The 22,202-nt window shown below is 41.3% G+C and carries 22 protein-coding genes; 11 read left to right on the top strand and 11 right to left on the bottom strand.

Going from position 1 to position 22,202, the window contains the following annotated elements; translation table 11 throughout:
* Window positions 1–34: 34 nt before the first annotated feature.
* Entirely contained in the window at window positions 35–2,626 is a 2,592-nt protein-coding gene (clpB, locus tag AAEM60_RS08170) for an ATP-dependent chaperone ClpB (protein WP_299740228.1), read from the bottom strand.
* Between the two features lie 161 nt (window positions 2,627–2,787).
* Complete coding sequence (locus AAEM60_RS08165; RefSeq protein ID WP_044337703.1) at window positions 2,788–2,967, bottom strand: YjzC family protein; 180 nt, start codon at window positions 2,965–2,967, stop codon at window positions 2,788–2,790.
* A gap of 204 nt (window positions 2,968–3,171) precedes the next feature.
* Between AAEM60_RS08165 and AAEM60_RS08160 the strand changes: the two genes are divergently transcribed.
* Complete coding sequence (locus AAEM60_RS08160) at window positions 3,172–3,981, top strand: undecaprenyl-diphosphate phosphatase (RefSeq protein ID WP_299740225.1); 810 nt, start codon at window positions 3,172–3,174, stop codon at window positions 3,979–3,981.
* Window positions 3,982–4,053: 72 nt separating this feature from the next.
* Window positions 4,054–4,746, top strand: coding sequence for a Crp/Fnr family transcriptional regulator (locus AAEM60_RS08155; RefSeq protein ID WP_299740223.1), 693 nt, complete (start codon window positions 4,054–4,056; stop codon window positions 4,744–4,746).
* A gap of 64 nt (window positions 4,747–4,810) precedes the next feature.
* On the opposite strand, the gene AAEM60_RS08150 is transcribed toward AAEM60_RS08155, so the two are convergent.
* On the bottom strand, window positions 4,811–5,119 hold the full coding sequence (locus AAEM60_RS08150; RefSeq protein ID WP_044337705.1) for a metal-sulfur cluster assembly factor: 309 nt from the start codon (window positions 5,117–5,119) through the stop codon (window positions 4,811–4,813).
* 85 nt (window positions 5,120–5,204) lie between these two features.
* The gene (locus AAEM60_RS08145) at window positions 5,205–5,978 is read right to left on the bottom strand and encodes a prolyl oligopeptidase family serine peptidase (RefSeq protein WP_299740221.1); all 774 of its coding nucleotides are present in this window, start codon (window positions 5,976–5,978) and stop codon (window positions 5,205–5,207) included.
* A 189-nt stretch (window positions 5,979–6,167) separates the two neighbouring features.
* Here AAEM60_RS08145 and AAEM60_RS08140 point away from each other — a divergent pair, with 189 nt between their 5' ends.
* The 3 genes from AAEM60_RS08140 to AAEM60_RS08130 all read left to right on the top strand — a co-directional run bounded on the left by AAEM60_RS08140 (window position 6,168) and on the right by AAEM60_RS08130 (window position 7,438).
* A complete protein-coding gene (locus AAEM60_RS08140) occupies window positions 6,168–6,983 on the top strand; it encodes a Cof-type HAD-IIB family hydrolase (RefSeq protein ID WP_299740219.1) in 816 nt (271 codons plus the stop codon).
* Between the two features lie 114 nt (window positions 6,984–7,097).
* The gene (locus AAEM60_RS08135) at window positions 7,098–7,247 is read left to right on the top strand and encodes a hypothetical protein (RefSeq protein WP_181778135.1); all 150 of its coding nucleotides are present in this window, start codon (window positions 7,098–7,100) and stop codon (window positions 7,245–7,247) included.
* Window positions 7,247–7,438, top strand: coding sequence for a DUF3813 domain-containing protein (locus tag AAEM60_RS08130; protein ID WP_044337708.1), 192 nt, complete (start codon window positions 7,247–7,249; stop codon window positions 7,436–7,438). Before AAEM60_RS08135 ends, AAEM60_RS08130 begins: the two co-directional genes overlap by 1 nt.
* A gap of 43 nt (window positions 7,439–7,481) precedes the next feature.
* Here the strand turns inward: AAEM60_RS08130 and AAEM60_RS08125 are convergent, their stop codons facing one another.
* Complete coding sequence (locus tag AAEM60_RS08125; RefSeq protein ID WP_341357800.1) at window positions 7,482–8,219, bottom strand: BsuPI-related putative proteinase inhibitor; 738 nt, start codon at window positions 8,217–8,219, stop codon at window positions 7,482–7,484.
* 54 nt (window positions 8,220–8,273) lie between these two features.
* The gene (locus AAEM60_RS08120) at window positions 8,274–9,128 is read right to left on the bottom strand and encodes a YitT family protein (protein ID WP_299740212.1); all 855 of its coding nucleotides are present in this window, start codon (window positions 9,126–9,128) and stop codon (window positions 8,274–8,276) included.
* 187 nt (window positions 9,129–9,315) lie between these two features.
* Here AAEM60_RS08120 and AAEM60_RS08115 point away from each other — a divergent pair, with 187 nt between their 5' ends.
* From AAEM60_RS08115 to AAEM60_RS08095, 5 genes are all read left to right on the top strand, one after another.
* The gene (locus tag AAEM60_RS08115) at window positions 9,316–10,173 is read left to right on the top strand and encodes a DegV family protein (RefSeq protein WP_299740210.1); all 858 of its coding nucleotides are present in this window, start codon (window positions 9,316–9,318) and stop codon (window positions 10,171–10,173) included.
* A gap of 57 nt (window positions 10,174–10,230) precedes the next feature.
* Window positions 10,231–10,362 (top strand): DUF3941 domain-containing protein, encoded by a 132-nt coding sequence (locus tag AAEM60_RS08110; protein WP_098353057.1) that lies wholly within the window; start codon window positions 10,231–10,233, stop codon window positions 10,360–10,362.
* Between the two features lie 234 nt (window positions 10,363–10,596).
* A complete protein-coding gene (locus AAEM60_RS08105; RefSeq protein ID WP_044337711.1) occupies window positions 10,597–11,088 on the top strand; it encodes a YajQ family cyclic di-GMP-binding protein in 492 nt (163 codons plus the stop codon).
* A gap of 69 nt (window positions 11,089–11,157) precedes the next feature.
* A complete protein-coding gene (locus AAEM60_RS08100) occupies window positions 11,158–12,510 on the top strand; it encodes a CoA-disulfide reductase (protein ID WP_341357799.1) in 1,353 nt (450 codons plus the stop codon).
* Between the two features lie 367 nt (window positions 12,511–12,877).
* On the top strand, window positions 12,878–13,747 hold the full coding sequence (locus AAEM60_RS08095) for an SDR family oxidoreductase (RefSeq protein WP_299740202.1): 870 nt from the start codon (window positions 12,878–12,880) through the stop codon (window positions 13,745–13,747).
* Window positions 13,748–13,813: 66 nt separating this feature from the next.
* On the opposite strand, the gene AAEM60_RS08090 is transcribed toward AAEM60_RS08095, so the two are convergent.
* The 5 genes from AAEM60_RS08090 to AAEM60_RS08070 form a co-directional block, all read right to left on the bottom strand.
* On the bottom strand, window positions 13,814–14,845 hold the full coding sequence (locus tag AAEM60_RS08090) for a LacI family DNA-binding transcriptional regulator (RefSeq protein ID WP_299740200.1): 1,032 nt from the start codon (window positions 14,843–14,845) through the stop codon (window positions 13,814–13,816).
* Window positions 14,846–14,991: 146 nt separating this feature from the next.
* The gene (locus AAEM60_RS08085) at window positions 14,992–16,530 is read right to left on the bottom strand and encodes an alpha-amylase family glycosyl hydrolase (RefSeq protein ID WP_299740198.1); all 1,539 of its coding nucleotides are present in this window, start codon (window positions 16,528–16,530) and stop codon (window positions 14,992–14,994) included.
* Window positions 16,531–16,568: 38 nt separating this feature from the next.
* Window positions 16,569–17,411: a sugar ABC transporter permease gene (locus AAEM60_RS08080; RefSeq protein WP_299740196.1), complete on the bottom strand. Its 843-nt coding sequence runs from the start codon at window positions 17,409–17,411 to the stop codon at window positions 16,569–16,571.
* A gap of 1 nt (window position 17,412) precedes the next feature.
* Window positions 17,413–18,699, bottom strand: a complete 1,287-nt coding sequence (locus AAEM60_RS08075; protein ID WP_341357798.1) for a sugar ABC transporter permease — start codon at window positions 18,697–18,699, stop codon at window positions 17,413–17,415.
* Between the two features lie 150 nt (window positions 18,700–18,849).
* The gene (locus AAEM60_RS08070; protein WP_299740193.1) at window positions 18,850–20,130 is read right to left on the bottom strand and encodes an extracellular solute-binding protein; all 1,281 of its coding nucleotides are present in this window, start codon (window positions 20,128–20,130) and stop codon (window positions 18,850–18,852) included.
* Window positions 20,131–20,422: 292 nt separating this feature from the next.
* Here AAEM60_RS08070 and AAEM60_RS08065 point away from each other — a divergent pair, with 292 nt between their 5' ends.
* Entirely contained in the window at window positions 20,423–22,183 is a 1,761-nt protein-coding gene (locus AAEM60_RS08065) for an alpha-glycosidase (protein WP_341357797.1), read from the top strand.
* The last annotated feature ends 19 nt before the right edge of the window (window positions 22,184–22,202 follow it).

Raw genomic sequence — 22,202 nt, 5'->3', positions numbered from 1 at the left:
AGCAGCCAGATCCGGCTGCTTTTTTTATTTGGTCCTAACTGATCAATAAGCCATTTTCCCCTGCCTCAATGGTGATGGTATCATTCGTTTTAATATTTCCAGCAATCAATTCTCTTGCCAGTTTGGTTTCTACTTCTCTCTGCAAATACCTTTTCAGAGGGCGCGCACCATAAACTGGATCATAAGCCGACTGTGCTATAAATTCTTTTGCACTCTCAGTCAATGACAGTGAAATATGCTGTTCTTCCACTCGTTTTTGTAAATCTTCCACCAGCTTATCGATGATCCCTTTTATATTCTCAATGCTCAATGGTTTAAAGAGAATAATGTCGTCGACCCTGTTAAGGAACTCCGGTCTGAAAGAGGAACGAAGCTGACTCATGACCAGGTTCTTCGTTTCTATATCCATTTCCTCTTCCCCCTTATTTCGTTCGAGGAGATGAGAAGATCCGATGTTAGAAGTCATAATGATCACCGTGTTCTTACAATCAACCGTCCTTCCTTGAGAATCGGTTATCCTCCCATCATCGAGCATTTGCAGAAGAATATTGAATACTTCTGGATGAGCTTTTTCAATTTCATCAAGAAGAATGACCGAATAGGGTTTTCGTCTAATTGCTTCTGTCAGCTGACCGCCTTCTTCATATCCTACATATCCCGGAGGTGCACCGATCAAACGTGAAACGGCATGCTTCTCCATATATTCAGACATATCAATTCGGATCATCTGTTCCTCACTATCAAACAACGTATGAGCAAGTGTCTTCGCAAGCTCTGTCTTCCCTACTCCCGTAGGACCTAAGAAAATGAATGAACCAATCGGACGATTCGGATCTTTAATCCCTGCTCTCGCACGTATAACGGCGTCACTCACCAATTGAACAGCCTCATCCTGCCCGATCACCCGTTCATGCAGAATACGATCAAGCTTCAACAGCTTCTCTCGTTCACCTTCTACAAGTTTAGTGACTGGTATCCCTGTCCATCTCGATACAATATTGGCTACTTCTTCCTCCGTTACTTCTTCTCGCAGCAGGCGTCCATCCTGCTCTTTCATCATCTCTTGCTCAACTGTATCAAGCTCTTTTTCCATTGCAGGAATCCTGCCATGACGAAGCTCTGCTGCTTTGTTGAGATCATAATCACTTTCTGCTTCTTCCAGCATGCGCCTGAGCTTCTCCAGTTCTTCCCGCTTCTCCTGAACAATCCCAATACTCTCTTTCTCTTGCTCCCATTTTAACTTCATCGCGGTCGCTTTTTCCTTCAGATTACTTAAATCTTCACGGATTCTATCGAGTCGTTCAAGGCTTGCCGGATCCTTTTCCTTATTTAGAGCTGCTTCTTCAATTTCAAGCTGCATCACTTTACGTGTGACTTCATCCAATTCTGACGGCATAGAGTCAATTTCGGTACGGATCATCGCACATGCCTCGTCGATTAAATCAATGGCTTTGTCCGGCAGGAATCGGTCAGAAATGTAGCGGTCAGAAAGTTTAGAAGCTGCCACAATGGCCCGGTCATGAATATTGACTCCATGATGAATTTCAAAACGTTCCTTCAAGCCTCTTAAAATTGATATCGTATCTTCTACATTGGGCTCCTGAACGAGAACTTGTTGAAATCGCCTTTCCAAAGCGGGATCCTTTTCGATGTACTTACGGTATTCATTGAGAGTCGTCGCACCTATACAATGCAGCTCTCCCCTCGCAAGCATCGGCTTCAAGATATTACCCGCATCCATTGCTCCTTCCGTCTTCCCTGCGCCGACAATCGTATGAAGTTCATCGATAAACAGAAGAATGCGACCCTCACTCTTTTTCACTTCCTGCAATACTGCCTTTAGCCGTTCTTCAAACTCTCCCCTGAACTTGGCACCAGCAACCAAAGAGCTCATATCCAATTCGAAGATGGTTTTATCCTTCAAGCCCTCCGGGACATCTTTTCTGACAATCCGCTGTGCGAGTCCTTCAACGATCGCAGTCTTCCCGACTCCAGGCTCCCCTATAAGAACAGGATTATTTTTCGTCTTACGGGAAAGGATACGTATCACATGGCGGATTTCACTGTCCCTGCCTATGACTGGATCTATCCTCCCCGACTTTACATCGGCAACAAGATCCCTCCCATACTTTTTCAACGCTTCATATTTTACTTCAGGGTTCTGTGTGTTCACCTTGCTCCCTCCTCTGATCGTTTCAATAATCTCCTTTAATTCTTTTTCTGTCAGATGATGTTTGGTTAAGTATGTCGTAATCGGGTGGTTCCTTTGGATGAATAACCCAAGGGCAAGATGTTCGACCGATACATAGTCATCTTCCCATTTAGTCTTTAAGGCCTCACTATCTTGCATAAGCTGATGAATATCTCTTGCGAAAAACTGTCCATACTGCAGCCCTTCTCCCTCCACAGCAGGGATATCGTTTAATCTGTCATCAATCCATTCTCTTAGGCCATCTACTTTTACCCCTCCACGGGCATATATCGTTCGAAGAAAACTGTTTTCTGAACCAAGGAGAGATTTCCACAAATGAAGCAGGGTGATATCTGTATGTAATTTTTCTTTAGCTGCCTCTCCTGCAGAAACCAATCCTTCTTGAATGCTGTGAGTCATATTATCAAATTTCATCGTGCTTCACCTCGGATTTTGACCTTTATTGACCTTTACATCTATTATATCCCTTTCGATGAAAAAAGGAAAAGAAAAAGGAACAAGGAGTGCCTCCGATAGACGTCACCATTCATGCTAAATAGTGAACAGTCGCCACGACATCCTTGTTCCTTATGGGGTTAAGGTTTTCTCATATACGTCCAAAGACGATTATGGTTGGAGTTTTCAGGAAATCGGTCTCCCGCTTTCAACCGTAGTTTTTGCGGATTTTTCACCATGCTTCCAGTTTCACCAATTTCTATATACTCTCCATTATTAGGTGCTTTTTCTCCAGCTTTAAATTGTCGTGACTGTCCCATTCTTACCCCTCCTTTTCGAAGCGATGCTTCCTTACTATTTTTCTACAAGGCCGAACATTCATGCATGCCAGATGAAGGATATCAGAATGCTTTATATGATAAACAAGTTACGGTTCGGTTAACATTTGGAAAAAGGCTTTACAGTCTTTCCCTTTATGGTGTTAAATTAAAAACTGTGGAGAAAAAAAGCTTGGAGGATACACAATGGATTTTTATCTGATTATGAAATACTTGTTTTTAGGGATTTTTCAAGGGTTTACTGAACCAATCCCTATTTCATCCAGCGGGCACTTATTGTTAGCCCAGCATTTCCTTGGTATAAAGGATGCCACCTTGACATTTGAAATCCTGGTTAATACAGCTTCATTAGTGGCTGTACTCATTATTTACCGTGAAGATATCATGCGTCTGATCGTGAATGGCTTAGGCTATTTCAAACATAAAACACCTGAAACGAAACGTGATTTTCATTTCATTGTTTACTTATTGATTGGTACGATCCCAGCCGGGGTGATTGGTGTATTATTCGGAGACGTGATTGAGGAACATTTAACATCTGTTATCACAGTAGGAATTACACTTATTATTACAGGTATTGCCTTATGGTTAATCCGTAACCTTCGAGGAAGAAAAAATGACGGTGACTTAAATGTCAAAGACGCCATCATCATAGGTCTTGCTCAGGCTGTGGCCCTTATTCCTGGAATCAGTCGTTCCGGTGCAACCATCGTAGCTGCAATGGCTAGTGGAATGAAGGCTGAAACGGCATTGCGTTTCTCTTTCCTCCTCTATATTCCAGTAAGTGTAGGGGTTATGGTATTCGGAATAAGTGATCTTATAGAGGATCCGAATCTTGCTTCAATGGCCATTCCATACTTAGTTGCGTTCATTGCATCACTTATTGCTTCATACTTCTCATTAAAGTGGTTCATGAATATTATGGCTAAAGGAAACTTGAAATATTTTGCCGTTTATTGTGCCGTTGTCGGAGCTGCTGTATTAATTTTCGCTTAATTCCCTTCTATCTGTCTGTTTCCTTTGGTAAGCTTTGAGTATAAGACATTATGATGGAAATGATGTGATCTCATGAGTGAAAATCTAGAAGTTCCTTCCGAGATTAAGCAACTATTTTTCGAGAAAAAAACGGTGAAAAATTTCAAAAAAGGATCCTTCCTGTTTCAAGAGGGAAGGCCTGCTCACGAGTTATATTTGATTAAAAGCGGTCGTGTCCAAATCAGCAAAGTGATTCCTGACGGACGGGAATTGTCTTTACGGATCTGTTCAAGTCATGATGTGATTGGTGAATTAACGTTATTCAGTAAAGATGCATACTACATGCTCAGTGCAAAAATGCTTGAGAATACGGAGATTTATGCGTTACCAAAAGAGGTCTTCGAAGAAAAACTATCCAATAACAGTAACTTGACCATCCAATGGCTAAAATGGATCCAAATTCAGAATCAACAAAACCAAACGAAGTTTCGCGATCTTATTCTTCACGGGAAAAAAGGTGCACTTTACTCAACGCTGATCCGTATGTCCAACAGTTACGGAAAAACAGTTGAAAAGGGCATTCTAATTGATTTTCCGTTAACCAACCAGGAACTCGCCAATTTCTGTGGTTCCTCCAGGGAAGTCGTGAATCGGCTGCTGAGTGAATTAAAGAAAGAAAACGTCCTTGTGTCGGAAAAAGGATATATCACGATTCTTGATTTGAACTACCTTAAAGATGAAATCGATTGTGAGAATTGTCCGGTTTCGATTTGTCGGATTGATTAAACGTTTCAACAAAAAATCCCCCTGAAGCAACCCTTGCCTCAGGGGGATTTTTTACATATCGGTATTATCTGATTCCCAATGCAATTTTCGCATAGCGGGACATGTTGTCTTTGCTCCATGGTGGATTCCAGACGATGTCTACTTCTGTTTCTTTTACTTCCGGAATGTCACTTAGAGCTGTTTTCACTTGATCGACAATGGTACCAGCGAGTGGGCAGCCCATTGACGTAAGGGTCATAGTGACCGTTGCTTTACCTTCTTCATCTAGATCCACGTCATATACCAGACCTAAATTAACAATGTCTATTCCTAATTCAGGGTCAACAACCTGTTCAAGTGCACCCATCAAATTATCTTTAAGATCCTGATCCATGCTAACTCTCCTTCCTCTATCCATGCTTGATGCTTATCTATTTTCACTACTCATCTTAACAAATTAACGTGCATAAAACAAAAGGTTAGGCTGATAAATGCTTCTCAAACCACTCTACCAGCTTTAACACGCCTTCTCTTGATACTTTATGATCTGCTTTATCGTCTTCAATAAATAACAGGTTGTCTTCCTGTGATTCATAATAAGGCAGGATGCTCTGGTAGAACTCTTGTGTAAGGTTAAACGGTACAACCTTGTCCCGTTTTCCGTGCCAGAACATAAGAGGTCTGCCCCCAAGTTTCTCAGGCTGAAGACTTAAGTCGTAGTGAGCGAGTTCATTTAACATATTTCCTATTTCTTCTTCACTGAATGGCAATTCATAACCTAACGATTCGACTTGAGCTAACTGGGCTTGAGCAAATTTCACATATGTAGGATTTCCCATTAACGAGACAGCAGATGAAATCCACTCATATTGAGTTAACGCTCCAAGTGTGACAATCCCACCCATAGAGGTCCCTGCAACCCCGATTCCATTTGGTACGAGCAATCCTTTTTCTTCGAAATGCCCTTTAAGAGTCGATAATTCATGAATCGTATGTAAGACGATCTTCCAGAAGACTTCTCCTAATTGATGCTCTGATTTGCCAGTAGATCGTTCTCCGTGCTCTAAACAATCGGGAAGGATGACTCTGAATCCCTTTTCAGCCAAATAATAGGCATAATGTAAATTATGCTCTTTCGCACTCGTAAATCCGTGAATGAAAAAGCAAACGGGTATTGGCTTATCTACATCCTCTTCCTTCACGAGATGAAGAAATGGAATGGTTTGAATGGTCGATTTATCAACTAAAATCATGTGTATTCTCTCCTTCCTGACTGCATTTCACTTTACTATGATATCCTAGATTTGGTAGTATGTATAATATTTAAATCGAAAGTGTTTGTAAACATTTATTAAATTAGTTGAAGCGGCAGTGGACAACTTTCATTGTCTAACGCTACACTAGAATTGCCTTAATACCAATTAGATTGGGGATTTGTATTCATGAGTTCACAAGAAAAACACTTGATCGTTCTGGATTTAGACGGAACACTTTTAACAGATGAGAAGAAGATTTCAACAAAAACCCGCGAAATACTAAAAAAAGCACGCCATAAAGGGCATGAAGTTATGATTGCAACAGGCAGACCTTATCGTGCCAGTGAATTGTATTATCAACAATTAAAGCTGACAACTCCCATCGTAAACTTCAACGGCGCATTTGTGCATCATCCCACTGATGATTCATGGGGGATGTTTCATGAGCCGATGGATTTAAAGGTGGCCAAACAAATTATTAATGCATGTGACGATTTTAAATTCCGTAACATTGTTGCCGAAGTGATGGATGATGTGTATCTGCATTATCATGATGAAAAGATTATAGACGTATTCATGATGGGCAATCCCTCCATTTCAACAGGGGATATCCGCAGTGTACTATCTGATCATCCCACTTCCATGCTCATTCACGCTGAAGAAGAAGATGTACCAGAGATACGTGCACATTTAGATGATGTTCATGCAGAATTGATTGACCATCGCCGTTGGGCTGCACCGTGGCACATCATCGAAATCGTTAAATCAGGATTGAATAAAGCTGTCGGAATTGAACGAGTTGCTTCATCTTTAAATATTCCGCAAGAACGCATTATTGCATTCGGAGATGAAGATAACGATCTTGAAATGCTTGAATATGCAGGCACTGGGGTTGCCATGGGGAATGCCATTGATCCCCTTAAAGATATTGCAAATGAAGTGACATTTTCGAATGAAGACGACGGGATCGGACGCTACCTGCAAAAACGTTTTAATCTTTAACCCAGAACGTATTTGGAAACTGTGGGTATATCTTCTTAATCTAATCCACCACCACTTTAGCCATACTAAATAGGAGCGCATCATGCGTTCCAACTTGAAAAAGGGGTGGTAGTGATGGGTAGAAATAAATCGAAACGATTTGTACAACAAGGTAAAATCGCAGTAACAAAACATGATGAACGTATTCCGTACCATCTGACGTATGCTGAAGCAGAAGCTAAAAAGCTTGCTTCACATGGCGAAGGGCCAGGGGGAATGGAATAATGAGTAATCCATTATTCCAACAGGCCCGTAACGCGGTTCATTCTGCCCAACAAGCATGCAGTACGGGAGAAAACGCTCAAATGTCCATTGATAAAGCGAAAAACGCGTTGTCATCTGCTTACGCTAACTCAAATGTCGAAGAACAAAAGCAGCTTCACGCTCTTCAAGATGAGTTAAACCGCCTGTCATAAAGATAAAAACAGGGTTTGCCCTTTACGGGCAAACCCTGTTTTCTTATGGAAGGGATACGACATATCGGTGAAGAATCTTCCCATCTTCATTATCCCGTTCATAAAGACTTAAGAAGAACTTGTCTTTACCCCCTGTCATCTGGGGGAGTATGATGGTAAATTCGGTCCAGTTAGGCGCTTCTTTATTAACCTTGAATAAGGTTTCTTTAAGAAGTACTCTATGTCCATCCTCCACATAGTAATAAAAACTCCCATCAGACACCCGCGCTTGTCCCTGGATGGTAAACCGCCCTTTCACCTCTCGTACCTTCACTCCCCTGAAAGATGGGTTTTCTTCAGGAACTTTGAATGAATACTCAGCCCGCAGGGGATGATCAAAACCACTTATATCCTCCCCCATCAGCCATGCTACAATCGTATATTTCCCTTCTGGGACACGTTTTCCTTCCTGCTTGTAATCCCAAATTTCTTTCCAGATCTTCGTTTCACCCTTCTTCAAAGAAATGGTTTGAAGCGCTTGAAGGAATGATTTACCCCGGCTGTACTGATAGACCACTTTTCCCGCATTATTTTTGATTGTAAAGTCAAATATTTGACTCGTGTTAAAGGTGATGTTCTTATCCCCTTCACTATTATTATAAAGAAGGAGCTGGATCTGAGCTCCTTCTTCTCCCGGAACAGCTGTTACAGTAAAGATCAGCGGTACCTTCTCAGCTTTCATGGTAGAAGGGAAACAAAAGAGCATTAAAGAACTTATAAGTATATAAACAACTGCCTTCAAGGTGATACCCCTTTCTATCTAGGTTCACCTGTAGTATTTGTTATTTTAAAGAATCTAATCTTTTCTAAAGAAACCGAATATCCCTGTCGTTTGCACGATATTGGTAAATGCATTAGGATCTACATCTTTAATGGTATGTTCAAGCTCATACAGTTCATAGCGTGAAATGACGATTATCAGCATTTCCTTGTCTTCACCGGAAAATGCCCCTTTTGCAGGCAGGGTCGTAATTCCCCTGACAAGCTTCGAATGGATGGCTTCTCTTAATTCATTGGATTTCTTTGTCACAATCATCGCTGTCAATTTCTCATGTCGTGTATGGATGGCATCAATGACACGCGTTGAAGCATACAACGTGACCAACGTGTATAACGCTTTCTCCCATCCATAAAGAAATCCTGCAGAAGTTATAATAACCGCATTCATAAGAAAGAAATAGGTTCCTACGGGCTTATCTTTCATTCTGGAAAGAATCATGGCGATAATGTCCATACCTCCAGTGGATGCACCCCATTTCAACGTGATTCCAACTCCCACCGCGGCAATGACCCCTCCAAAGACGGCGTTTAGCAGGATATCGGGCGATAATTTAATTACAGGGATCACTTCCAGGAATAAGGACGTCAGAAATACAGAAATGAAGCTATATACGGTAAAGGAACGGCCAACCTTAAGCCACCCCAGAATCGTTACAGGAATATTTAAGATAAATAATAAAATACCTGTTGAAATATTGAATGGCGCAAATTCTTTTAACACACTTGATAATAACTGAGCCAATCCTGTAAAACCACTTGCATAAACATTTGCCGGTATCAGGAAAAAATTCATGGCAATGGCCCCCAGCACTGCCCCTACTAACACTACGAAAAACTTCTTCGCTTCTAACTGAACATGATTTCTCGACATTGACAGACCTCCCACATCTAGTTGTTATTTTCTATGTTCCACAATTCATCTTAACTAAACTCCCCCTGATATTCACCCTTTAAGAGAACAATGATACTTTTTACCTTGAATTCATGCTCTATAGATTGTCATTTTCATGAAAAATAGCTAGACTAAAGCTATATAGAATAGTCAAAGGATGATTAGGATGACAGTAAAATTATTTGCTGATAGTGCAAGCGACCTTCCTGCTTCATATTTCAACCAACACAACATAGAGCTTTTGCCACTGAAAGTACATATTGATGGTCAAGATTATGAAGACTTGGTCACCATCGAGCCGAAAACCGTATTCAATAAAATCAGAGAAGGACATATGCCTAAAACGTCGCAAGTATCACCTGATCTTTTCCTGAAGAAGTTCACAGAGCTTGCAGAAGCCAATCAACCCGGTGTTTACATTGCCTTTTCCTCACAATTGTCAGGGACGTATCAAACCGCTGTCATGATTCGTGATCAGGTGAAAGAAGAGCACCCTTCTCTTGATTTGACCATCATCGATTCAAAATGCGCTTCCCTTGGCTACGGCTTGGTCGTAATGAAAGCCGCTTTACTTCTTCAGGAGGGAAGAAGTAAAGAAGAGATTATCAAAGCCTCCCGATTCCATTCAGAGCATATGGAACACCTATTTACCGTAGAAGATCTTGAATACCTTGCCAAAGGCGGAAGAGTTTCAAAGGCATCAGCTTTTCTTGGGGGACTGTTAAACATTAAGCCTCTTCTACATGTTGAAGACGGAAAGCTCGTCCCGATTGAAAAATTGCGTGGAAAGAAGAAACTTCTTAAACGAATTCTTGACTTAATGGAAGAACGCGGTGAAGATCTCTCAAACCAGGTCATCGCCATCAGTCATGGTGACGACGAAGAGCTTGCCCTTGAAATGAAAAAGCTCATTCAAGAAAAATTTTCACCAAAAGATGTATATATCAGTATTATTGGATGTGCCATAGGTTCTCATACAGGCACAGGCACCCTAGCCATATTTTTCTTAAACGAACACTCATAAACTCCCTTCCTCTTCCTCATACTATGAGAGAAGATGATACTCGAAGGGAGAATGACTATGCCACATACATCTGATAACGAAAAAAAGGCCAAGGATAACAACGCCCTGCGCCAGGAGAAGAATAAAATCAAAGAAGTGAACCGTAAAGCCGGGAAGAATCAGTATTCTAAGAAAACGGATCATTTGTAAGGGATTGCCGCGGGCAGTCCTGCGCTTTGATAGGAGAAAGTGCTAGTTCTTAATTGAGCTAGTGCTTTTTTTGTAGAGTAGACTGGAAAATAAGAAATGATCAGCAATAAATGTCTGATTATTGGTCAATGGTCGATATTTTTAAAAAAACTCTCCCATTCGTTTCGTAGAAGTTGTATGCACCTTCAAAGCTTGTCTATAATGAAAAGAGATAATACTATGGAGGGGTTACATATGGCGAAGGAAAGTTCATTTGATATTGTATCGAAAGTGGATATGTCTGAAGTGAGTAATGCGATTCAAATTGCGTTGAAGGAAGTTCAAACACGTTATGACTTTAAAGGAAGTAAGAGTGATATTAAATTAGATGGAGAGGAAATCGTCCTCGTTTCTGATGATGAATTCAAAATGAATCAGTTGAAGGATGTTCTTCTCAGCAAACTCATCAAGCGTAATGTTCCTGTTAAGAATCTTGACTACAGCAAGCTTGAAGGGGCTTCAGGCGGGACCGTTCGTCAGCGTGCGAAACTCGTTCAAGGAATCGATAAAGAAAATGCGAAAAAAATCAACACCATTATCAAGAACTCCGGCGTAAAGGTGAAGAGTCAGGTTCAGGATGATCAAGTACGCGTCACTGGAAAAAGTAAGGATGATCTTCAAAAAATCATCGCTGCGATCCGTGAAGCAGACCTTTCAATTGATGTGCAGTACGTAAACTTCCGTTAATCCGGTTTTTCAAAGAAGTCTAATGGGTACAATATATCCATTAGACTTCTTTCATTTAGGAGGAAAAACATGAAGAAAAAAGTCATCATCATAGGGGCGGTCGGCGGCGGTGCCACCACTGCATCACAAATTAGAAAACTGGATAGTGAAATAGAGATCATTCTCCTTGAAAAGACATCCTATCTTTCATACGGGGCATGTGGAATGCCTTATTACCTGGGTGACGTCATTAAAGACCGAGAAAGTCTTTTTGCAGCCACCCCTGAAAAATTACATACGAAAAAAAACATCGATGTCCGCATGCATCATGAGGCGATGAAAATTGATCGGGATAAAAAATCTTTACTGGTGAGGGATCATGACAAAAACCAGGATTACGAAGAAGCATATGATTACCTCGTGATCGCAACAGGGGCTTCCCCCTTTATCCCTGACATACCGGGACTTGATAAAATCCCGGCTTTCCATCTCAGAACCGTTGAAGACATGGACAGGATCAAACAATTCGTTGAAACCTCAAATCCAAAAGTCTGTACCATTATCGGCGGGGGTTACATAGGAGTTGAAATGTCCGAGAACTTCACTCATTTAGGGATGAAAGTCAACCTGGTTGAAAGATCGGAACATGTGATCAGTGTAATCGATGAAGAAACCGCCATCAAACTGCAAGAGCATATCACAGATCAAGGTGTGAATTTGTACACGAAGGATGGACTGAAAGAGGTACTGCCGGAGTGTACCCTGAAACTGGATAGCGGAGAGACGTTTCAGTCTGACTTCATTCTTCTTTCGGTAGGCGTAAAGCCTAATAACCTTCTTGCTAAAGAAGCCGGTTTATCTACAGGAGAGTCAGGTGGTGTCGTCAGTAATGAGTTTATGCAAACAGACGACCCTTCCATTTATGCAGTCGGGGATGTGGTAGAGTCCATCGATTTTATTGACGGGTCCCCTAAGCAGGTTCCCCTTGCATGGCCTGCCCATCGACAAGCTTACATTATCGCAAGACACCTATCAGGAAACCCTGTACCTTTCAAGGGCATGCTTGGTACTGCTATTGCGAAGGTATTCGACCTTTCCATTGCCTCCACAGGATTAGGCGAGAAAGAATTAAATGAAAAGGGCTATTCGTATAAAACATCCGTGCATAAAGGAAAGTCACATGCAGGCTACTACCCCGGTGCTCATGATGTGTATGTGAGAGTCCATTTTTGTCCTGACACCGGAAAGATCTTTGGAGGAAATGTTGTGGGCGGCGAAGGGATAGACAAGCAAATCGACGTTCTTGCTACTGCCATTTATGGAGGCCTGACCATTACCGATCTCCAGGAACTTGAAACATGCTATGCCCCTCCCTTCTCTTCTCCAAAAGGGTTGTTGAATATGATTGGGTATAAGGGTGCCGGGTTAATGGAAAAGAAATAATTGTAGGCAGGCTTCTCTTGGAGGGCCTGTTTTTTGTATGAGTATGCACTTTTATGATGGATATTTCTGTTAAACGGCTGGATTTTTTGTGGAAATGGCCGGATTTTTTCCGATTTCGGCCGGATTCTCTTCAAAAACGGCTGGATTTTCCGGGAAAGCGGCCGGATTCCCCTAAAAATTGACTGAATTTCCTTCAATCACGGCTCAATCACATATCAAATGCCTTCGTCCCAAATCCACATAACTGCAGCACACGTCAAATCGACCGATAAATTTGATTAACCTCCCAAAAGAAACATGTTAATAATTATTTTTTCCGGGTAAACACTATCCTAAGATAACCCAAATCATCAAAGGAGTGTTTTCATTGTCACAACAACAAAACCAGAAGCAAACGTTTCCCCCACAGCATCAGGATCATCAGCCGGGTACTGTGGATGAGATGAACCCCCAACCGATTCATACGGATCAAAATTATAAAGGCAGTGGGAAGTTAGACGGGAAGGTCGCTCTCATTACCGGAGGAGACAGCGGGATCGGACGATCGGTCGCCTGGTATTTTGCCAGGGAAGGCGCCCATGTTGCCATTTCGTATTTAGATGAACATGAAGATGCGAATAAAACAAAGGAATTAGTGGAAGCTGAAGGCGTAAGATGTATCCTGCTGTCAGGTGATATCGGAAGCTCGACATTTTGTAAAGACATCGTGAACAAAACGATTTCAGAGTTCGGGAAGCTTGATATCCTTGTGAATAATGCCGCTGAACAGCATCCTCAACAAGGACTGACGGATATAAGTGACGAGCAGTTGGAGCGTACCTTTAAAACGAATGTGTTCTCTATGTTCTACTTAACAAGAGCAGCATTGCCTCATCTAAAAAAGGGGGCTTCCATCATTAACACGGCTTCCATCACAGCTTATAAAGGGAATAAGGATTTGATTGATTACTCTTCTACAAAGGGTGCCATTGTAAGTTTCACGAGATCCCTTGCAGAAAACATTGCATCTGATGGAATCAGGGTAAACGGCGTGGCACCTGGCCCGATTTGGACTCCGCTGATTCCGTCCACCTTCAGCTCTCAAAAGGTATCCCAATTTGGAGCGAATACTCCACTCGGACGTGCTGGACAGCCTTATGAATTAGGACCTGCATACGTATACTTAGCAAGCGAAGATTCAAGTTACGTATCAGGACAGATGATTCATATTAATGGCGGGACGGTTATTAACGGATAAAATGAAAGCGACTGAAACATATGATTCCCCATTAAGTGGAGATTCCAACGTTTCAGTCGCTTTTTATTATGATTTCACTTTTCGCTCACTGCAAGAGTATCTTGTAACGAGCTGATGTGGAACGATGATTCTCTTGATCGGCTCTTTCGGGTTTTCAATCTTTTGAATAAGACTTTTAGCCGCTTCGTTACCAAGATTAAATATATTGATATCCACTGATGTAAGCGGTGGACGGGACATTTCGGCCAGCAGTACATTGTTGAAGCTGACAATGGAGATATCTTCAGGCACACGGATGCCCATTTCATCCAGTGTGTTCAGTACGCCTAATGCCATTAAGTCATCGGCCACTACCAGAGCCGTTGGAGGATCGTTTAATTGCATCAGCTCATTAATGGCTTCACGCCCTCCTTCACGGAGAAATTCTTCATGAATGATATACTCGTCCTTCATTTCAATTCCAGCATCCCGCAAAGCCTTCTCATAACCTAATAGACGCTCAACGGTTACAACAAGATTGAGGTCCCCCCCGATAAACCCGATACATTCATGACCCAGCTTCAGGAGATAATCGGTCACTTCCTTCGTTGCTCTGTAATTATCATTGTCTACATGGGTGATTTCTTCACAATACTTGTAAGGCTTACCTACAACAACAAAGGGAAAGTCGCGATCCTTTAAGTAGTTCATCACCTTATCTTCAACTTTCGAGTATAGAAGGATGATACCGTCTACTCTTCCCCCTTGAACCATTTGGACGACACCTTCGTAAATTTCTTCTTCAGATTGACCTGTGGACATTTGAAGTGCGTATTGTTTTTCCTGTGCCCCTTCACTTAGTCCTCGTAAAACTGTTGGAAAGAATGGGTTTTGTGAAAAAGTACTAGCTGAACCCGGTAATACAAGACCCAATACTTGAGTTGATTGATTCGCCAAGCTCCTTGCAATGAAGTTAGGATGATATCCTAATTGCTCCATCGCTTCTCTTACTTTTTGCTTTGTTTTCTCGCTGATTCTTGGATTATTTGCAATAACACGTGAAACCGTAGATGGAGCTACGTTTGCAAGCTTTGCAACATCCTTTATGGTGACCGCCATTCATTCCACCCCCCTCTTTAAAAAGCTTACCCTCTTACGTGTCGAGGGCTGCTTTATTCTATTTTATTAGAGAATTAAAACGCTTCCATTTTATTATTCTTAAAAATGTGAAAAAACAGGGCTCATAGAAAGAGCCCTCGATGAAATTATGACTGCTTTTTCTTTCTTCCACGCTTCCATACAAGATAAATAAAGAGTAAGAAAAGGACATACACCGTGCCGAGTGCTAATAGATAAGGATAGTTCAATCCACTCTTCTGTTTAAGGGAATAAACCTCTGCTTCTTCACGATCAAGTACGACTGTATAATTTCCATCTTTATCACTACGAACCAGGTCTGCGGTTAGTAACCCTTTCAGCTCACTATTTTCCGCTAATTCTTCTTCACTCAATTGAACTTTTTTAGATTCACTAGTGTTGTTAATCGCGATTATGAGTGTTTGGTCACCGTAAGCACGCTTAAATATTCCCATCCCGTCTTTTTCATAGATGGGGTCAATGGTCCCTCTGGTCAGGGCAGGATAATCTTGACGGATCTTTCCTAATTGAGTGATATAATCGATTAATTCTTCATCTGCCCTGAAATTCATAAAGCGGCGATTATCCGGGTCATTTCCACCATCGACAGCGATTTCCGAACCATAATAAACGATTGGAACTCCGGGAGTTGTGTACATATACGTTAGAGCGAGCTTCCATCTGGTACCCGGGAAGATCTTCTCTTGAACGAGCAGTCTCGTAAAACGTTCCATATCATGGTTATCGATAAAAGTTCCCATTAAATAGGGATCGTCATAGTACGTTTCGTTGTATTTCCAAAAGTTAAATAAGCGATCCATCGAAGTATCCGGTTTTTGGAATACAGAACGCATTTCTTCTGCTTGAGGAAAGTTAACGAATCCATCAATGCCTACATCATTGTATTTCGCTATCTTCTGGGGATCACGATCGAACACTTCACCAAGAAGATAGAAATCTTCCTTGACTGACTTAACCTCATCGCTGAATTCAGTCCAGAATTCCTTGGGTACGTGACGAACAGTATCCAATCGATAGCCGTCAATATCCGTTTCTTCGATCCACCATTTCGCGGCGTCAAATAAGTAGTTTTTCACTTCGGGATTTTCTGTATTTAAATCGGGAAGATCATATAACCACGCATTTTGAACGCTTTCTTCATTATCAAAGTTCATCGGCTGATTTTCGTGAAACCAGTCCGCTTTCTCAGGGTCATTCACCCAAGGGTGTTCGGCTCCGACATGGTTTACAACAAAGTCCAACATCACTTTCATATCGCGCTTATGGGCTTCATCCACCAGCTTTTTGAACGTTTCCATTGATCCGAAATGTTCTTCTGTCTTATAGAAATCTGTAATCCAATACCCATGATAACCCAGCGGTTGATTATCAAAGACCGGAGTCAGCCATATGGCGGTGAATCCCATATCCTTAATATAATCCAGCTTATCGATCACACCTTGAAAATCCCCGCCCTGATAGGCTTTAGGGTCCTTCGTATCCACTTGTACATCATTGCTCGTATCCCCGTTATTAAAGCGATCGACCATTAGAAAATAAATGGTCTCATCCTGCCATCTTCGTTCTTCTTTTTCAACTGCACCTACCGGAAGGGCGTAAAAAAGAAGAAACGGGACTAAAATGAGAGATAATACTCTTCTTTTCATCTCCGCTCCTCCTAAAACTGTTAGTAACGCCTATAAGATTATCCTTTTGTACCCCCTGCCGTCAATCCTGAAACGAAGTATTTCTGGAAGAACAGGAATAATAGAGCAATTGGTACGGCAATTAAAACAGATCCAGCAGCGAATGTTGTAAATTCTGCTCCAAATTGTTTTGCTACCATATCATAAAGGGCAACCGGTAATGTATACATTGTTTCTGAACGCAACAAGATACTTGCAATGATAAAGTCCGCGAATGGTGCAATGAATGAAAACAGTGCAACTACCGCAATGATCGGTTTCGCAAGGGGCATGACGATTTGGAAGAAGATACGCAAATGTCCCGCTCCGTCCATTTTCGCTGACTCATCAAGCTCTTTCGGAATCGTATCCAGATACCCTTTCATTAACCATGTATTCATTGGGATCTGTCCACCAACGTATACAAGAATCAATCCAATATGAGTATCCAATAGATCTGTTAATAGTGCTAAAACGAAAATCGCAATCAATGCAGCAAAGTTAGGAATCATTTGTAGGATAAGGAATGTCATTAATCCATTCTTACGTCCGGCGAAACGGTAACGTGAGAATGAGTAAGCCGTTAAACTTACCAGTAAAACAGTAAGTGCCATTGTTGATAAACTTACTTTTAATGAGTTCCAGTACCAAAGCATATAATTACTTTGCTCCAGATCGAATAGTTCCTTATAATGTGCCAGTGTTGCATTCTTAGGAATAATGGATGAACCGGATAAACTTTGACCTGGGTTAAAGGAAGAACCGATGATCCATGCAACCGGGTATAGAATGATGGCAAACATTATTCCGATGGCCAGGTACGAAAATGTTAAGCGTATGAGTTTCTGTCTTTTCATATTCATATTACATCATATCCTCTTCTTGGAATGATTTCGTTCTCTTGAACTGCCAGATCGCTACTGTAATAACGATGATGGATAATAATAATGTGATGGCAGCGGCTTTCGAATACTGCGCGGATGTCATAGTCAAACTGTAGATCCAGGAAATCAGAATGTCAGTTCCACCTGCATTTTGTCCTGTCAGGGCAGGTCCTCCGCCATTGAATAAGTAAATAACGTTAAAGTTATTAAAGTTAAATGTGTATTGCGTAATGATGATTGGTGCTGTTGCAAAAAGCACAAGCGGCAGAGTTATGTTCTTGAACTTCTGGAAGGCTGATGCCCCGTCAACCGTTGCTGCTTCATAAAGCTCATCAGGAATCGATTGAAGAACTCCCGTTGTCATTGCAAAGATGAATGGGAAGCCTAACCAGGCTTGAATACCAATCAGGGCAATTCGTGTATACATCGGTTCAGTCATCCATGGTAAACCTTCAATGCCAAAGAATCCTAAGATGTCTCGGTTAATCGTTCCGAAAGATTCATTGAACATACCAGCGAAGACCAGTATGGAAACGAAAGCCGGGATGGCCCAAGGTAAGATGAACACGGTACGAATGATTGCTTTTCCTTTTAAATCCTTTTGATTGACCAGGATGGCAAGGAATACACCCAAGGCAACTTGAAGCGTTGTGGCACCAAATGTCCAAACAAGTGTCCAAGCTAATACGGTAATGAATGTTTCTCTCCAAATATCAATCTTGAAAATATCAACAAAGTTTTGAATTCCTACCCAGTCGACTAATTTAGCCGGTGGTGAGTGATACAAATCATAGTTTGTAAACGCCAGTAAGATAACAAAGATGATCGGGAAGATGACTACGAATACGAGTAATAAAAATCCAGGAGACATAATGAGATATGGAAAGCCATTGTCCACTAAATTTCTGTACTGTTCCCGAATCGTACTTAGCTTCTCTCCTCTGTCTCTCTTTTCTCCGTTTTTATATGCGTCCCGAAGATTAAATAAGTAGAATCCGATTCCGAAGATTAATACGATGATTGCAAGGATGCCGTATACCATTAAGAAAATGGAATGATCTCCGTATGAGATGTCTGTCCCAAGCGTTGTAATCCCCCATAATCCGTAGCCGATCAAATCTCTAAAGACAAAGATAAAAGCGGCTGTCATGATCAGGAAGAATCCGCCTTTTAGAAACTGTCTATGATACATCTGACCTAATCCAGGGATTAGGGAAAGGGCCAGTGCTGTTTTTCTATGTTTTGTTTGATAGGATTTTTGCTCCATCCTATATTCCCCTTTCTACGTTCACAATTTTGATAAGCTTCAAGAGCTTTTTAAGAAAAGAAGTGGTTATTTCCTTAAAAAGCCCTTGAATAGGTCTTTAAAAGGATAGCAGTACCTCTCAGGTTGAGAAGGTACCGCTATATTTATTCATTAGTTTGAATGATTTGCATCTATGTTTTCTTGAATTTGCTTTACAGCTGCATCAAGAGCCGCTTTAGGTTCTTGTTTGCCTGTCACAACGGTTTGAAGTGAGTCAGCCATTGGTCCCCAAACTTCTCCCATTTCAGGGATGTTTGGCATTGGAACCGCATATTGAGATTGCTCAGCAACTGCTTTAGCTCCTGGATTTTCTGCAATCGCAGGGTCGTCGATCAACCCTTGGTTTGTTGGAACTTCTTGAGTTTGTTCAAAACGTAATTTTGCATACTCATCTTGAGTGATGAATTCGATGAATTTTTGAGCCCACTCTTTATTTTCAGAGTATCCTGATACGTGCCAGCCTTTAACACCCATGAACGTTTTCATTGGCTCTCCGTTTGGAAGCTTAGGCATAGCTGAAATACCGATATCGATTCCTGCATCTTTATAACCTTGGAAAGACCATGGACCATTCATGACAGAAGCAACTTTCCCTTCGCCAAACAGACCGTCCATTGCAGATCCACCATTTTCACCAACGATACCTTTAGGGAATAACCCTTCTGAGTACCATTTTTGAATATATTCAGTACCTTCTACAGCACCTTCATTGTTTAAACCAAGATCTTTCGCATCTAATGCTCCATCCTTTTCAGCAAATACATATCCGCCGAATCCACCGATCGGTGCATGAGCGAAATAGAAGTTATCCCAAAGAGCTAAGAAACCGTAGTTTCCTTCTTTAGTGAAGTCTTTAGAGAACGTGTATACTTCATCCATTGTTTTTGGAGCTTCTTCCATTAATTCTTTGTTATAAACGAATACTGGAGTTTCAGAAGACTTTGGAAGACCATAAAGTTTTCCATCATAGCTCTCCGCTGTCATGGAAGACTCAGTGAAACGCTCTTCAACGTCTCCTTCAACTTCTAAAGCAGCGATATGACCGGCAAGAGCAAGCTCACCGATTTGGTCATGTGGTAATGTTAAAACGTCTGGACCAGTTCCAGCAGGACCGTCTAAACGTAATTGTTCTTTCATCTTAGTAGCCATTTCGACTTCTTTCACTTCAACTTTGATGCCAGTTTCTTCTTCGAACTTAGCACCTACTTCATCCAGCCATCCAGTTTTCTCTTGATCTTCCCAGACAACCAGTTTTTCAGGTTTGTTTGCATCGTCAGCTTTTTTCTCTCCGCTGTCGTTGTTTCCTGACCCTTCTTCACGATTAGGACCACAAGCAGCCAACGCCCCTAGTACAAGCATGATTACCATCAATAATGATAACGCTTTCTTCATCTCGACCCCTCCTAAGTATGGTAAAAAATATTGAGCTTTCCATTAGACTGAACAAACGCTTGCACATACTATGACTTAATCTCTAAAGATATCGCTTACATTCTTTGTGAAAACGATTGCACAACCTACTTCTTATTATACAAACTAAATCTACTTTGACAATACTTTTTTGAAAATTTTTTATGTTAGCCCGAGAGGAAAGAAAACGCTTTACTAGATTATAGACCTATTATTGACAACATTGTTGGTTTAGAATACTCTTTAAATGGAATGAAAAAGAGGAGGATATACGATGCTACTGGAAGCCATCTATCATAGACCGAAAGATAATTATGCATACGCTTGCACAAAGGATGAATTACACATACGGATTCGTACGAAGAAGAATGATGTAGAAAACGTCACACTCCTGCACGGAGATCCTTATCAATGGGAAGACGGAAAATGGCAATTTGATCGTAAGGAGATGATTTTAACCGGAACTGATCACCTGTTTGATTATTGGTTCGCTCCCATCTCACCTCCTTTCAGACGTCTTCGTTATGGTTTCCTTCTGCATGACGAAACGGAAGAAGTCTTTTATGGAGAAAAAGGATTTAATGTGGCCCCTTCTACTGATATCGGGGATTACTTCTGCTTCCCGTTCTTGAATACCATCGATGTTTTTCAAGCACCGGCTTGGGTGAAGGATACAGTATGGTATCAAATCTTCCCTGAGCGATTCGCAAATGGGAATACTGAGAATGATCCTGAAGGAACACTGGCTTGGAATAGCACAGAGCCCACTCCAACCAATTTCTTCGGAGGGGATTTAGAAGGTGTGATCCAGAACATTCCTTATCTAAAAGAGCTTGGGATCTCTGGAATCTACTTTACCCCCATCTTTAAAGCGCATTCCAATCATAAATACGACACGATTGATTATTTCGAAATCGACTCACAGTTTGGGACGAAAGAAACATTGAAGGAATTAATAAAAGTCTGTCATGAGAATGATATTAAAGTCATGCTGGATGCTGTCTTTAATCATAGCGGCTTCTATTTTGACCAGTTCCAGGATGTACTTGAAAACGGTGAGGACTCTCCTTATAAAGAATGGTTTCATGTAAACGAATTTCCCTTGGATATAGAAAGTAATCCGCCTAATTATGATACCTTTGCATTCGAACCTTCCATGCCGAAGTTAAATACTGAAAATGAAGAGGTTCGCAATTATCTATTAGAAGTAGGCCGATACTGGATAAAGGAATTTGATATCGATGGATGGCGCCTGGATGTTGCTAATGAAGTTGATCATCAGTTCTGGCGTGAATTCCGAAAAGAAGTGAAGGGGTTAAAACCGGATCTATATATCTTAGGAGAAATTTGGCACGATTCAATGCCTTGGTTACGGGGAGATCAATTCGATGCTGTCATGAACTACCCTTTCACGACAAACCTATTGAATCTGTTCGCTCACCAAACAATCTCTGCTTCTCAATTTGTTGAAAACATGACTTCGGTTGTTCATATGTATCCTAAGAACGTAAACGAAGTGAATTTCAACCTTGTTGGAAGTCATGATACACCGCGTGCATTAACAGAGTGTGGCGATGATATCCGGCGAGCTAAACAAATCTACACTTTCATGCTCACCTTTACAGGCACACCTTGTATCTATTATGGAGATGAAATCGGCTTGACCGGTGACCAGGATCCTGGCTGCCGAAAGTGCTTCCCATGGGAACAAGATCAACATAATGAAGAGCTCTTCGGGCATATACAAAAACATATCTCTCTTCGTAAGGAATATCCACTGTTAAGTAACGAAGGAAATCTGACGTTTTTACCAGGTGACCTTCATGAACATTGCCTTTCCTTCACCAAATCAAACGGAGAGGAAACAATATTTGTTCTATTAAACTGCAGTGAAGAATCGACCACCTTCTCTCTTCCTTTCGAATTAAGAGGAAAGAAAATCACGAATCTGTGGAGTGGAGAAGATTTTGCCGCTGAAGCAGAGTCCATCGAAGTGGCACTCGAAGGGTATGGATTTGCCATCCTGAAATTTTAAAAAAACTTAGTTCGTGAAA

This window comes from Rossellomorea sp. y25 (genome assembly GCF_038049935.1).
Taxonomy (GTDB): Bacteria; Bacillota; Bacilli; order Bacillales; family Bacillaceae_B; genus Rossellomorea.
This window is presented reverse-complemented; position numbering and strand designations above follow the sequence as displayed.

What these genes read in the sequence shown, in the direction of transcription:
- clpB (WP_299740228.1), bottom strand. Translation starts at nt 2,626, where the DNA reads ATGAAATTTGATAATATGACTCACAGCATTCAAGAAGGATTGGTTTCT.
- AAEM60_RS08075 (WP_341357798.1), bottom strand. Translation starts at nt 18,699, where the DNA reads ATGGAGCAAAAATCCTATCAAACAAAACATAGAAAAACAGCACTGGCC.
- AAEM60_RS08105 (WP_044337711.1), top strand. Translation starts at nt 10,597, where the DNA reads ATGGCGAAGGAAAGTTCATTTGATATTGTATCGAAAGTGGATATGTCT.
- AAEM60_RS08080 (WP_299740196.1), bottom strand. Translation starts at nt 17,411, where the DNA reads ATGAATATGAAAAGACAGAAACTCATACGCTTAACATTTTCGTACCTG.
- AAEM60_RS08150 (WP_044337705.1), bottom strand. Translation starts at nt 5,119, where the DNA reads ATGGATCAGGATCTTAAAGATAATTTGATGGGTGCACTTGAACAGGTT.
- AAEM60_RS08110 (WP_098353057.1), top strand. Translation starts at nt 10,231, where the DNA reads ATGCCACATACATCTGATAACGAAAAAAAGGCCAAGGATAACAACGCC.
- AAEM60_RS08115 (WP_299740210.1), top strand. Translation starts at nt 9,316, where the DNA reads ATGACAGTAAAATTATTTGCTGATAGTGCAAGCGACCTTCCTGCTTCA.
- AAEM60_RS08140 (WP_299740219.1), top strand. Translation starts at nt 6,168, where the DNA reads ATGAGTTCACAAGAAAAACACTTGATCGTTCTGGATTTAGACGGAACA.
- AAEM60_RS08090 (WP_299740200.1), bottom strand. Translation starts at nt 14,845, where the DNA reads ATGGCGGTCACCATAAAGGATGTTGCAAAGCTTGCAAACGTAGCTCCA.
- AAEM60_RS08155 (WP_299740223.1), top strand. Translation starts at nt 4,054, where the DNA reads ATGAGTGAAAATCTAGAAGTTCCTTCCGAGATTAAGCAACTATTTTTC.
- AAEM60_RS08085 (WP_299740198.1), bottom strand. Translation starts at nt 16,530, where the DNA reads ATGAAAAGAAGAGTATTATCTCTCATTTTAGTCCCGTTTCTTCTTTTT.
- AAEM60_RS08165 (WP_044337703.1), bottom strand. Translation starts at nt 2,967, where the DNA reads ATGGGACAGTCACGACAATTTAAAGCTGGAGAAAAAGCACCTAATAAT.
- AAEM60_RS08160 (WP_299740225.1), top strand. Translation starts at nt 3,172, where the DNA reads ATGGATTTTTATCTGATTATGAAATACTTGTTTTTAGGGATTTTTCAA.
- AAEM60_RS08120 (WP_299740212.1), bottom strand. Translation starts at nt 9,128, where the DNA reads ATGTCGAGAAATCATGTTCAGTTAGAAGCGAAGAAGTTTTTCGTAGTG.
- AAEM60_RS08130 (WP_044337708.1), top strand. Translation starts at nt 7,247, where the DNA reads ATGAGTAATCCATTATTCCAACAGGCCCGTAACGCGGTTCATTCTGCC.
- AAEM60_RS08070 (WP_299740193.1), bottom strand. Translation starts at nt 20,130, where the DNA reads ATGAAGAAAGCGTTATCATTATTGATGGTAATCATGCTTGTACTAGGG.
- AAEM60_RS08100 (WP_341357799.1), top strand. Translation starts at nt 11,158, where the DNA reads ATGAAGAAAAAAGTCATCATCATAGGGGCGGTCGGCGGCGGTGCCACC.
- AAEM60_RS08145 (WP_299740221.1), bottom strand. Translation starts at nt 5,978, where the DNA reads ATGATTTTAGTTGATAAATCGACCATTCAAACCATTCCATTTCTTCAT.
- AAEM60_RS08065 (WP_341357797.1), top strand. Translation starts at nt 20,423, where the DNA reads ATGCTACTGGAAGCCATCTATCATAGACCGAAAGATAATTATGCATAC.
- AAEM60_RS08135 (WP_181778135.1), top strand. Translation starts at nt 7,098, where the DNA reads ATGGGTAGAAATAAATCGAAACGATTTGTACAACAAGGTAAAATCGCA.